The organism is Pontibacter sp. Tf4 (assembly GCF_014212495.1).
GTDB lineage: Bacteria > Bacteroidota > Bacteroidia > Cytophagales > Hymenobacteraceae > Pontibacter.
Genome location: NZ_JACKZC010000006.1, coordinates 354,837 through 366,218 on the forward strand (window position 1 = coordinate 354,837; position 11,382 = coordinate 366,218).

At 57.7% G+C, this 11,382-nt stretch carries 13 protein-coding genes; all 13 read left to right on the forward strand.

Features of this window, described 5'->3' with window-relative positions:
* Window positions 1-62 precede the first annotated feature (62 nt).
* The 13 genes from H7F15_RS12220 to H7F15_RS12280 are packed head-to-tail and all read left to right on the forward strand — an operon-like array spanning window position 63 to window position 10,984.
* A complete protein-coding gene (locus H7F15_RS12220) occupies window positions 63-596 on the forward strand; it encodes a hypothetical protein (RefSeq protein WP_185197253.1) in 534 nt (177 codons plus the stop codon).
* Between the two features lie 19 nt (window positions 597-615).
* The gene (locus H7F15_RS12225; RefSeq protein WP_185197254.1) at window positions 616-951 is read left to right on the forward strand and encodes a DUF4134 domain-containing protein; all 336 of its coding nucleotides are present in this window, start codon (window positions 616-618) and stop codon (window positions 949-951) included.
* A gap of 10 nt (window positions 952-961) precedes the next feature.
* Entirely contained in the window at window positions 962-1,315 is a 354-nt protein-coding gene (locus H7F15_RS12230; RefSeq protein WP_185197255.1) for a DUF4133 domain-containing protein, read from the forward strand.
* Entirely contained in the window at window positions 1,299-3,776 is a 2,478-nt protein-coding gene (locus H7F15_RS12235) for a TraG family conjugative transposon ATPase (protein ID WP_185197256.1), read from the forward strand. The genes H7F15_RS12230 and H7F15_RS12235 overlap by 17 nt, the downstream gene beginning before the upstream one ends.
* Window positions 3,777-3,804: 28 nt before the next feature.
* On the forward strand, window positions 3,805-4,494 hold the full coding sequence (locus H7F15_RS12240; protein ID WP_185197257.1) for a conjugal transfer protein TraI: 690 nt from the start codon (window positions 3,805-3,807) through the stop codon (window positions 4,492-4,494).
* Window positions 4,491-5,135 carry a hypothetical protein gene (locus tag H7F15_RS12245; RefSeq protein WP_185197258.1) on the forward strand — a complete coding sequence of 215 codons (645 nt, stop codon included), beginning with the start codon at window positions 4,491-4,493 and terminating at the stop codon, window positions 5,133-5,135. Before H7F15_RS12240 ends, H7F15_RS12245 begins: the two co-directional genes overlap by 4 nt.
* Window positions 5,136-5,139: 4 nt before the next feature.
* A complete protein-coding gene (locus H7F15_RS12250) occupies window positions 5,140-5,802 on the forward strand; it encodes a TerB family tellurite resistance protein (RefSeq protein WP_221627060.1) in 663 nt (220 codons plus the stop codon).
* Between the two features lie 21 nt (window positions 5,803-5,823).
* Complete coding sequence (traJ, locus tag H7F15_RS12255) at window positions 5,824-7,008, forward strand: conjugative transposon protein TraJ (protein WP_185197259.1); 1,185 nt, start codon at window positions 5,824-5,826, stop codon at window positions 7,006-7,008.
* Window positions 7,009-7,026: 18 nt separating this feature from the next.
* Entirely contained in the window at window positions 7,027-7,644 is a 618-nt protein-coding gene (gene traK / locus H7F15_RS12260) for a conjugative transposon protein TraK (protein WP_185197260.1), read from the forward strand.
* Window positions 7,645-7,648: 4 nt separating this feature from the next.
* Window positions 7,649-8,008: a hypothetical protein gene (locus H7F15_RS12265; RefSeq protein ID WP_185197261.1), complete on the forward strand. Its 360-nt coding sequence runs from the start codon at window positions 7,649-7,651 to the stop codon at window positions 8,006-8,008.
* Window positions 8,009-8,019: 11 nt separating this feature from the next.
* Complete coding sequence (gene traM, locus H7F15_RS12270; protein ID WP_185197262.1) at window positions 8,020-9,318, forward strand: conjugative transposon protein TraM; 1,299 nt, start codon at window positions 8,020-8,022, stop codon at window positions 9,316-9,318.
* A 42-nt stretch (window positions 9,319-9,360) separates the two neighbouring features.
* Window positions 9,361-10,179: a DUF4138 domain-containing protein gene (locus H7F15_RS19655; RefSeq protein ID WP_370523714.1), complete on the forward strand. Its 819-nt coding sequence runs from the start codon at window positions 9,361-9,363 to the stop codon at window positions 10,177-10,179.
* A 25-nt stretch (window positions 10,180-10,204) separates the two neighbouring features.
* Complete coding sequence (locus H7F15_RS12280) at window positions 10,205-10,984, forward strand: hypothetical protein (RefSeq protein ID WP_185197264.1); 780 nt, start codon at window positions 10,205-10,207, stop codon at window positions 10,982-10,984.
* Window positions 10,985-11,382 lie beyond the last annotated feature (398 nt).

Genomic DNA, 11,382 nt, shown 5'->3' on the forward strand with positions numbered 1-11,382 from the left:
TCTCCACCTTTGCTCTCACCAGGCCCGCCGCACGGAGCGGCCCGGCTTCAGGTGAAAAAGCTATGTTTACATCCGTTACCTGGTTTCAGTTCCTACTCTATGCAGCATTTGCCCTGGCTTTATACTATACAGGCGTGCTGGTCTATCTCTACCGGGCTAAGCTTGTGCGCCGCATGTCCGGGGCACAACGAAATGATCACATCCAGCCGGCATCCCCGCTCATGGGACCCGTTGCGGAAGAGGACATGGCAGTCACTTCCACAGCCGACCTGCAGGTAGCCCCGCCCAGGGCCGAAGCGAACACCGGGATAGCCCCCTCCTGCCTGGGGGTACCTGGAGAGCTGGGTCCCTTCCTGGCAGAAGCCGAACTCCTGCTTGCCGATGCAACTGTCCTCGGCGACAAGGAAGAGCTGCTTTCCCTGCTCCGGCTCCTGGCAGGCCGGTACAGCACCCTTTCGCCGGACCACTACCGGCAGGCAGCCAGCCACCTGCTGCTGGCACGCTGCGCCGATACACTGCCTTACCCTGTCCGGCTGGAAGACCTGCTGTCCTTGTGGGAATCCGCTGCCCCGCACCCTGAAAACAACTTATCATAACCTACATATCCATTACCCCATGAAAAAGAAGAACACTTATTTCCCTATCGCCCCTGCAGCGCTACGGCTGGCGATCTGCTGCCTGGCCCTGCTTCCAGGCCAGGTCCTGGCACAGGCAGCCGACGGCAACGCCGGCATTCAGGAAGCTACCAATATGGTCAGCAGCTACTTCGACACCGGCACGAGCCTGATGTATGCCATCGGGGCCGTCGTCGGGCTGGTCGGTGCCGTGAAGGTATACCAGAAATGGAACGGCGGCGAGCCGGATACCGGCAAGGTGGCCGCCGCCTGGTTTGGCAGCTGCATTTTCCTCGTCGTTGTGGCCACGGTACTTAAATCATTCTTTGGCATATAGCCTGCTGCATATGGCTACCAGTGTCTACCAACTCAACAAAGGAATCAACCAGCCGATCCTCTTCCGCGGGCTGAAAGCGCAGTACATCGGCTACCTGGCTGCCGGCCTGGTAGCACTGCTGCTGCTCTTCGCCGGGATGTACCTGGCCGGCGTGCCCATCCCCATCGGCCTCGGCACCATCCTCGTGTCAGGGGCCGGGCTGTTCACCGGGGTATATCGCCTAAGCCATACCTATGGGGAACACGGGCTGCTGAAACGCATGGCCCGGTACCGTGTGCCGGCAACCCTCCGCATCCGGTCCAGGCGGCCCTTCCTGAACCTTACTGACAACACAAAACAAACGACACATGACAAAGACAACTGATATCGAGGCCATCCTGCCGGTCTACAAAGTGGAGCACGACTGCATCCTCTCCCGCCAGGGCGACATGACCATCGCCTACCAGGTAATGCTGCCAGAGCTTTTCACCCTCTCGGATTACGAATACGAAGCCCTGCACCAAACCTTTACCAAGGCGTTGCGGCTCCTGTCACCCGGTACTGTCTTTCACAAGCAGGACTGGTTCCTGGACAGTGCCTACCAGGCCCGCTTTGAACAGGAGCACCATACGTTCCTGTCCAGGTCCAGCGAACGCTTTTTCCATGAGCGCCCCTACCTGGCACACCAGTGCTATATCCTGCTTACCCGGAAAGCGGAAAGCAGGCGCCCGGGGAGCTCCCTGCTTTCTTCGCTCCTGCGCCTGTCCCCGCCCCCTCTGACACCTGTCTCCCCGCAGCGTTTCCTGGACTTCCAGGACCAGGCCGGGCAGTTTGAGCGTGTCCTCCAGGATAGCGGCTTTCTGCAGCTTCGCCGCCTGAACGATGAAGAACTTGCCGGAACGCACCGGTCAGCCGGCCTGCTCGAGCGTTACTGCGGACTCCTTCCCGCCGAAGGCCCGCCCCTCCTGCAGGATATCCACTTCGGGGATGAAATCCGCATCGGCAACCAGCATTGCCAGCTCTTCACGCTCGCCGATGCCACACACCTGCCGGCTTTATGCGGCTCACGGGTAAACTACGACCGCTATTCAACGGACCGGACAAAATTCAGTATCGGGTTCGCCTCCCCGCTCGGCCAGTTACTGCCCTGTAACCACGTATATAACCAGTATATTTTCCTCGAAGATGTACCTGAAACACTCCAGCGGCTTGAAAGCAAGCGCCTGCGCCTGCAATCCCTGGCCGCGTATTCCCGCGAGAATGCCCTTGCCCGGGATGCCATCCACACCTTTCTGAACGAAGCGATCGGCCAGCAACGCCTCCCGGTCAAAGCGCACTTTAACATCCTGGCCTGGACGGACCGGAAAGGCCGGCAGAAAGAGATCCGAAACCTCGTGTCCACGGCCCTGGCCCAGCTGGATGTGGTGCCGCACCTGGAAACAGCTGGCGCCCCGCAGGTCTTCTGGGCCGGGTTGCCCGGCAATGAGGCCGACTTCCCCATGAACGATACGTTTGATACCTTCCTCGAGCAGGCCTGCTGCTTCTTCAACCTGGAAACCAACTACCGCTCTTCCCTCAGCCCGGTAGGCATCCGCCTGGGGGACCGGCTGACGGGTATGCCCGTGCACGTGGATATTTCCGATGAGCCCGTCAAAAAAGGGATCTGCACCAACCGGAACAAGTTCATCCTCGGCCCCTCCGGCAGCGGCAAATCGTTCTTCACCAACCACCTGCTCCGCACCTACTATGAACAGGGCAGCCACATCGTACTCGTGGATGTCGGCCACTCCTACAAGGGCCTCTGCGAACTGGTGCAGGGCTACTACTTCACCTACGATGAAAAACACCCGATCCGGTTCAACCCTTTTTACATTGCCGCAGGCGACACGCTGGACACGGAGAAGAAGGAAAGCATCAAAACCCTCCTCCTTGCCCTCTGGAAAAAGGACAGCGAGCCCTTTACACGGGCAGAGTACGTGGCCCTCTCCAACGCCCTGGAAATGTACTACCACCTGCTGCGGGCCAGGCCGGAAATTTTCCCCTGCTTTGACACATTTTATGAATTCGTGCGGGACACCTTTACCCGGAAACTCCAGGCAGAAGGGGTAAAAGAGAAGGACGTGGATATCGCCAATTTCCTTTTTGTGCTGCGCCCCTATTACCGGGACGGGGAGTTCGCCTACCTGCTCAATGCCCGTGAAAACCTGGACCTGCTGCAGGAACGCTTTATCGTTTTTGAGCTTGACACCATCAAGGACCACCCTATCCTGTTTCCTGTCGTCACCATCATCATCATGGAGGTTTTCATTTCGAAGATGCGCAAACTCAAAGGAATCAGGAAGGTCATCCTCATCGAAGAAGCCTGGAAAGCCATCGCCAGGGAGGGGATGGCAGAATATATTAAATACCTGTTCAAGACCGTGCGCAAATTCTACGGGGAAGCCATCGTCGTCACGCAGGAAGTCGAGGACATCATCTCGTCCCCGGTGGTCAAGGAAGCCATTGTCAATAACTCCGACTGCAAGATCCTGCTCGACCAGGGCAAGTACCTCCACAAGTTCGACAGTATCCAGCAGCTGCTGGGCCTCACAGAAAAGGAAAAGACCCTGGTCCTGTCCCTTAACAAGGCAAATGACCCCGCCCGTCGCTACAAGGAAGTTTTTATCAGCCTGGGCGGCACCCATTCCCGGGTGTACCGCACGGAAGTGTCGCTGGAAGAATACCTGGCCTACACCACCGAGGAAACCGAAAAACTGAAAGTAGAAACATACGCCGCCCGGTATGGGGGCGATGTACGCAAAGGCATTGCCGCCCTGGCGCAGGCCATGCGGGAAGGAACTGTATGATGTGACCAGTCACTGTAAAACCCAACGAATGAAAACACTATACAAAATACTGCCTGTTCTCCTGCTCCTCTATCTCGGGACAGGCCTGCCCGCGCAGGCGCAGGACCCGATCCTGGCTGTCATCAAGGCGGGCATCACCAAGGCCATCGTCGCCATGGATCTGAAGATACAACGCCTGCAGAACAAAACCATCTGGTTGCAACAGGCCCAGAAAGTGCTGGAGAACAAGCTGACGGACCTGCGCCTGACAGAAATTGCCGACTGGACGGAGCGACAGCGCCAGCTTTATGCCACCTACTACGAAGAACTCTGGCAAGTGAAAGCGGCGATCACCTACTACCAGCGGGCACGCGAACTTGCCCAAAAGCAGGAAGCCCTGGTCAACGCGTACCGGCGCACTTACCGCCTGCTCCGGGAGCACGGAAACTTTGCCCCGGCCGAAATGGACTACATCCGGCAGGTGTACGGCGGGCTGCTGGAGGCGAGCCTCAAAGACCTCGACGGGCTCCTGCTGATCCTCAACGCCTTCTCCACCCAGATGAGCGACGGCGACCGGCTGGCCTTGATCCACGAACTGGGCGGGCGCATGGACCGCCACTATACCGCCTTGCGGAAGTTTAACGACAGCAACATCCGCCTGGCCCTCCGGCGCGCCGGTGAGCGAAACGACCTGGAGGGAATACGACAGTTATATGACCATCTAACAGAAAATCAATGAAGACCCGCTATCTCCTGTTGCCCCTCTTCCTGTTGCTGACGCTACCGGTAAACGGGCAGACCTTTGACGAGTGGTTCCGGCAAAAGCGGACAAAAGAAAAATACCTGGTGCAGCAGATCGCAGCCTTACAGGCTTACTCCGGTACCCTTCGCCAGGGCATTGCCCTGGCCCATGAAGGGATCAGTACCGTGCGCAACATCAAAAACGGCGACCTCGGCCTGCACCAGGTTTTCTTTCGCTCTCTCCGGGAAGTCAACCCCCGATTAAAGCGTGCTCCCCTGGTCCGGGACATCCTGGACCGGCAGGCAGCAATCATCCGGGCCTTCGGGACGCACGGCCTGTTGCCGGCGCAGCAGGAATTCCTGACCACAGCCGAGCGGGCTTACCTGCAACAGGTGAAAGCCAACGTCCTGCAGCGGTGCAGGATGGACCTGGACGAGCTTTGGCTGCTCCTAACTGACGACAGGCTGGAAATGACCGATGGCAGCCGCCTCCGACAGCTACAGGCACTGCTCGCTCGCAGTGCCACCACCTACGCCTTTACCAATTCCTTCCTGGAGCAGGTCCGGCGGCTGGCCCGGGACCGGGCCATGGAAACACACCATCTCCAGAAAATGCGCAACCTATATCCTACCCGATGACCATATGAAAAAGAAAACCATCACACGCTCCCTACTCCTTGCCTGGCTGCTGGTGCTGCCTGTCTTCGCGTACACCCCGGCCAACGCCCAGGCGCCCGAAATCAGGCAACTGCTGCTCAACGTCGAAAAGCTACGGCAGCTTCGCGCCATCCTCTCGGATATGCAGCAGGGATATGAAATCCTGCAACGGGGATACGGTGCCATCCGGGATATCTCCCAGGGCAGCTTCAACCTGCACGAGACATTCCTCGACGGTTTATGGGCTGTCAATCCTGCCCTGCGGCAGTACAGCCAGGTAGCCGACATCATCGCCCTGCAACAGGCCCTACTACAGGAGCACCGGGAGGCCTTCCGCCGATTCCGCCAGTCCGGGCATTTTACCCCGGAAGAAGTGGAATATATCGGGCAGGTCTACGCGCACCTGGCAAACCGGAGCCTGCAGCACCTCGATGAACTTACCCTCGTGCTAACCAGCGGCGCCCTGCGCATGAGCGATGACGAACGCCTGGAACTGATCCACCGCATTTACCGGGACACGCGGGACAACCTGGACTTCCTCCGGCACTTTAACCGGGAAGCCACCCTCCTGGCCCTCCGAAGGGAACGGGAGCGCATCAGCATCCGTGGCATCCGTCCGCACTACCCTCCCCTCGAGCATTTGAAATAGTGAATCCTAAAGCGAAAACCCATGAAAAAAGCACTTATTCCCTTCCTGGCTACCGCAGCAATCCTCCTGTTGCCCCGCCTGGCACAGGCACAGGGCGGGACCACCCAAACGGAAAACCTGCACACAATCCTCCAGCAGCTTTACGACCAGATGCTGCCCCTCTGCACCCAGCTCATCGGCGTCGGCCGGGCACTGGGTGGCTTCGCCGCCCTGACCTACATTGCTTCCCGTGTCTGGCAGCACATTGCCCAAGCTGAGCCCGTCGATTTCTATCCGTTGCTCCGCCCCTTTGCGCTGGGCATGGCCATCCTGCTCTACCCGGCGGTACTGGCCCTGCTCAATGGGGTACTACAGCCTACCGTCACCGCCACCACAGCCATGGCAGGGAACACGAACCAGGCAGTTGCGGTCCTGTTACAGCAAAAAGAAGCCGCTATCCAACAGTCCGATAACTGGCAGATGTACGTAGGCCCGGACGGAAACGGCGACAGGGAAAAGTGGTATGAATATACGCATCCCGGAGCAGTGGCAGGAGAGGGGGAAGGCCTGCTGGAGTCCATCGGCAATGATGTCAAATTTGCCGTGGCCAGGGCTTCCTATAATTTCCGGCTCTCCATTAAGCAGTGGATGGCGGAAGTGCTGGAGCTCCTCTTCCTGGCAGCCAGCCTCTGTATTGATACCGTCCGTACTTTTTACCTGGTCATTCTCTCGGTCCTGGGGCCGCTTGTCCTTGCCTTTTCCATCCTGGACGGGTTCCGGCATACCCTCACCGTCTGGCTCGCCCGCTACATCAATGTGTTCCTCTGGCTCCCCATCGCCAACATTTTCGGGAGCATCATCGGGAAAGTGCAGGAAGGCATGCTCCGCCTCGATATCAGCCAGGTGGAAAGCCATGGGAATACCTTTTTCAGTTCCACCGACACGGCGTACCTGATCTTCCTGCTGATGGGGATCGTGGGCTACTTTACCGTGCCCAGCGTGGCCGGCTACATCGTTCATGCCGGCGGGGGGAACGCGCTTCTTTACAAAATAACGAACCTGTTCAGTGCAGCCACCCACACCTCGCTGACCGCCCTGCGGGCAGGAAGCACCATCCCGGTAACGGTGGCGGGCACCCTGCTCCGCCGCTCTCCCGGTGAAGGGGAACATCCGCCAACCTCAACCGGCAGCACCTTTCAGCACGACCGGCTCTCCGGCAATTCCTGACCCTAAACGCTTCAGCCCATGTTCAAGCAATTACGCAACATCGACTCTGCCTTCCGGCACATCCGTACCTTCAGCCTGCTTTTCCTGCTGGCCTGTACGCTCGTATGTGGCCTGGTGCTCTACTTCAGCCACCGCCAGGTACAGGACGCACAGGAGCGTGTTTACGTGCTGGCTGCCGGCAAAGCCCTGGAAGCCTTCGCCTCCAGCCGAAGTGCCAACCTGGCTGTAGAAGCCAGGGATCATATACGGTCTTTTCACTATTACTTTTTTACCCTGGCCCCGGATAAAAGCGTCATTGAAGCACACCTGTCCAAAGCCATGCACCTGGCGGATGCATCTGCCAGGCGGGTATATGATAATCTCCGGGAAAGTGGCTACTACTCCGACCTGGTCGCAGGTACTATCAGCCAGGAAATTTTTATCGACAGCATCCAGGTCAACCTGGACCAGGTCCCTTTTTACTTCCGCTGCTATGCCCGCCAGAAACTGACCCGCTCCACTTCCGTGCTGACCCGAAGCCTCCTGACGGAAGGCACTCTCCGGCCGGTGCCCCGCTCTGACCATAACCCCCATGGGTTCCTCATAGAGCGCTGGTCGACCATCGAGAACAGAGATCTAAACACAACAAGCCGCTAAACCTATGGATCCCACCCGCAAACCGTCTTCAGAGCAGGAAGCTGCCCCCCGCCATAAAACGCTTCAGACTGCCTTTACCCGGTGGATAAGCCACCGTTTCCACAACCTATCAGTTCCTGCCCGGAAGCGATGCCTGCTGGCATTCTGCCTGCTGTTCGGGAGCGCCTGCAGCTGGATCCTCGCCGATGCCTTCAGGGTTCACAGACCAGGTGCCGGCCCCCTGCAACACCTCCCCCGGAGTATCCGGGAACCGCCTTTAAAGTACCGGGTGGACACGAACACCTTACAGGCACCGCCATGGGGAAATACCAGGATAATACCTGACACGACCCGGCAACATAACCCGATTAATCCATCTTATTAATCCCTGTAACCATGATACAACATTCCTCCAACATCCGTCAACGACGCAGGCTCCTTTTGGCACTGCCCCTTCTCATCCTCCCGTTCCTGGCCATGGCTTTCTGGGCGCTGGGCGGGGGGAAAGGCCAACCATCTCCTGCTCCACGCGGTCTCCGCCTGGAACTGCCGGCTCCGCACCTGGAGAATCAAAAGGTAACTGCCAGAAAGGAACTTCATCGAAAGTCTGCCCCATCGTTACCGCCTGAAGGGGCTAGCAGCATACGCGGACTGCTGAATGATCCGCAGCTGACCCCAACCCTTCATGAGGTAGTACCGGGGGGCCTTTCAACTCCCGGAAGCGATACCCCAGGACAAAACAGCTTACCTGTGCCCGAATCCCGGGAAGCCAGCATCCGGCAGCGGCTGACACAGTTAGCACAGTTGGTGGAACCCCGGCCGGCACGTGCCGGGGTAGCGGCTCCCCCCGTCATGCATACCCGCCGGCAGCCTGCGGCCGACATTGACCGGCTGGAGGGGTTGCTGCAACATGCCACAACACAGGGCAGCGCTCCCGACCCTGAAATGCAGCAGCTCCAGGGTATGCTGGACCAGATACTTGATATCCAGCACCCGGAGCGGGTAACCCGGAGGCTGCAGCAACAGTCATCGGAAAACGAGCGCCAGGTGTTCCCGCTCCACCGCCGGCAGGAACTGCCTGCGGTAACCCTTCTGCAGGATGGAGCCCATGGGAACGGTTCCCTGATTTCCGGCGGCTCCACCCTGTCCGGCACTTCCCCATACGAAGGGGAGCCGTCCCAGGCATTTCACGGACTTAACACTCACGCTTTTTCTCCTCCCCTTCCTGCTAACACCCTGGCTGCAGACATCCGGGAATCCCAACGGCTTTCGACGGGCGCAACCGTACGGATCACGCTGCGCCAGGATGCTTACCTGGCGGGCAGGCTCCTGCCACGGGGCACCGCTGTGTTTGGCACATGCCGTATCCGGGACGAACGGCTTTATATCACTGTGCATACAATACGGGATGGGGAGACTGTCCTGCCTGTAGCCTTATCAGCCTACGACCTGGACGGGATGGAAGGATTATTCGTCCCGGGCCTGCTTCGCCAGCAGGCCACCACACACGGAACAGATCGCCTTATATCACAGAACATGCCCCCGTCCCCACTTGCCCCTACCTTTGGCGGGCAGGCTGTGGCGGCAGGTATGGAAACGGCTAAACGCCTGCTCAGCGGCAGGATAAAACGGCAACACGTCACATTACCGGCAGGGCATCGGCTGCTCCTGCTGGACCGGAACGCTATCCATTAATTTTCCTCACTCCAAACCTATCTGATCATGAAAAAGTATCTAATGCTATCCCTCTTCTCCCTGTTTGCCCTGAACCTCGTAGCCGTTGCCCAACAGCAGCAACCGGAGCCTCTGCAGCTTTCTGAAAACAAGACTACCAGCCTTGTATTTCCTTTCGCTATCAAAAGTGTGGATCGCGGGAGTGCCGATGTCCTGGTCCAGGTCCCCCGGGAAACACAGAATGTACTGCAGCTAAAAGCTGCCCGGCGTAATTTCCCGGTAACCAATCTCACCGTCATCACGTCGGGAGGTCACCTCTACAGCTTTCCGGTCGTATATGCCCCGCACCCGGCCCGTACCGTTCTTCACCTTCCAGACGCCCCGCCAGATCTCCTTCCTGTTCAGCTCACCGGCATGCCCCTCAGCGAGGCCAGTCTCCAGGTCATTAGCCGCCACCTCGAAGGCGACCAAAGGAGGCATTACGGTATCCGGGATAAAAACAGTGGCCTGAAGGCAACGCTGGAAGGCATATACACCTACCAGGACCTGCTCTTCTGCCGCATCGTGCTTACCAATAAGTCCGCCCTCCCCTATTCCCCGGGCCTGGTACAAGGTCACATCCGGGATCGCAGGCACCTGAAGCGGATAGCTTACCAGCAACAGGAAATCCGCCCGGTCCATGTCCATGGGCCTGACGCAGAAAGCCTGCCGGAAGGTGCCAGCCATGTCCTTATGGTTACCATGCCGAAAACCAGCTTATCGTCCCGCAAACTCCTTGTGCTGTCCCTGTCCGAACAGCAGGGGGACCGCCACCTGGAACTGCAGGTGCGTGGGCGGCACATCCGCCAGGCTGTTCCCCTGCAGCTCGACCGGCTTTTCTAATATCTATCACCTAAACAACTGTCCTATGAATACGCAAAACTTAGATTATCTCAAAGAAGGGCTCAGGTACCTGGGCTTTGGGAACAGCCTCTACGAAGAACTGGAGAAAAACATCACTGCCCAGGCACGGGAGTTTGAGCTGAAGGCCCACATCCCCTACTACAAAAGCGCGGTGGATTATACCCTCCACTTCCGGAAATCAGATCAGTCGGAGATGTACTTCTTTAATAAGTATGAAGCGCTTTACAGGAACATGGATCCCGCCCAGGACAAACGACAGACATTTTACATTCATAAGAACAACGGGATTACGGCCAGGGAAGCCTATAATTTGCTGAACGGGCGTGCCGTATTTAAGGAACTGGTCAATGCGGAAGGGCAGCCCTACAAAGCCTGGGTGCAGCTGGATATGCGTGCAAAGGACCAGTCAGGAAACTACAAGGTCAGACAGTTCCATGAAAACTATGGCTACGACCTGGAAAAAACGCTGAAACAGTTCTACATCATGGAAATACTGGACCCGGAACAGAAAGCACAACTCCTGCGCTCCCTCCAGAAAGGCAACCGGCAGCAGGTTACTGCCCTGGAAGGAGGCAACGAAGTGAAGCGACTGATAGAAGCCAACCCCCGGTTCAAAACCATCAACGTGTACAACGAACAGCACCACCAGGTGATGCGTGAAACCATTACCCGCTACGGGGTGAAGCTGGAAAACAATCTAAAGCAGCAGGAACCCAGACAAGAGCCTACACTGGAAAAACAACTCGCTAAAAGGCAATCCCGTCCAAAGGGGCTGAGCCTGTAAGCTATACTCAGCAGGATACAACATTCCCTTCCCTTGGTATCCTGTTTTCCCGGATGACCGATACATCGTCCCTGTACCCATGGTGCAGGGACGTATTGTTTCCGGATCTCTCCCCCCGCCAGCCAGTATCCTCCAGGAGAGTTGTCAACTCCCTTCCTTATCAATTCTCTCCGGCTCAAAGGTAGCCTGTTGCCGCGACATGGGTCTGCTTACGCCAAGGTAGTATGGACAAATAGGGTATCCGCCAGGCGGACCCTCCGCTATTTGTCCAGCTCCACCTCCTATGTTGAATTCTCCTATGTTGAATTCTTATGGGGGGAGAACAGCGCGTTCCAGTAAAAGGGTCTGATACCTACATAAGCCTATACGTTATTTCCCATGCTCCAGTCTTGCCAATC

What these genes read in the sequence shown, in the direction of transcription:
- H7F15_RS12240 (WP_185197257.1), top strand. Translation starts at nt 3,805, where the DNA reads ATGAAAACACTATACAAAATACTGCCTGTTCTCCTGCTCCTCTATCTC.
- H7F15_RS12250 (WP_221627060.1), top strand. Translation starts at nt 5,140, where the DNA reads ATGAAAAAGAAAACCATCACACGCTCCCTACTCCTTGCCTGGCTGCTG.
- H7F15_RS12230 (WP_185197255.1), top strand. Translation starts at nt 962, where the DNA reads ATGGCTACCAGTGTCTACCAACTCAACAAAGGAATCAACCAGCCGATC.
- traJ (WP_185197259.1), top strand. Translation starts at nt 5,824, where the DNA reads ATGAAAAAAGCACTTATTCCCTTCCTGGCTACCGCAGCAATCCTCCTG.
- H7F15_RS12245 (WP_185197258.1), top strand. Translation starts at nt 4,491, where the DNA reads ATGAAGACCCGCTATCTCCTGTTGCCCCTCTTCCTGTTGCTGACGCTA.
- traK (WP_185197260.1), top strand. Translation starts at nt 7,027, where the DNA reads ATGTTCAAGCAATTACGCAACATCGACTCTGCCTTCCGGCACATCCGT.
- H7F15_RS19655 (WP_370523714.1), top strand. Translation starts at nt 9,361, where the DNA reads ATGCTATCCCTCTTCTCCCTGTTTGCCCTGAACCTCGTAGCCGTTGCC.
- H7F15_RS12235 (WP_185197256.1), top strand. Translation starts at nt 1,299, where the DNA reads ATGACAAAGACAACTGATATCGAGGCCATCCTGCCGGTCTACAAAGTG.
- H7F15_RS12220 (WP_185197253.1), top strand. Translation starts at nt 63, where the DNA reads ATGTTTACATCCGTTACCTGGTTTCAGTTCCTACTCTATGCAGCATTT.
- H7F15_RS12225 (WP_185197254.1), top strand. Translation starts at nt 616, where the DNA reads ATGAAAAAGAAGAACACTTATTTCCCTATCGCCCCTGCAGCGCTACGG.
- traM (WP_185197262.1), top strand. Translation starts at nt 8,020, where the DNA reads ATGATACAACATTCCTCCAACATCCGTCAACGACGCAGGCTCCTTTTG.
- H7F15_RS12265 (WP_185197261.1), top strand. Translation starts at nt 7,649, where the DNA reads ATGGATCCCACCCGCAAACCGTCTTCAGAGCAGGAAGCTGCCCCCCGC.
- H7F15_RS12280 (WP_185197264.1), top strand. Translation starts at nt 10,205, where the DNA reads ATGAATACGCAAAACTTAGATTATCTCAAAGAAGGGCTCAGGTACCTG.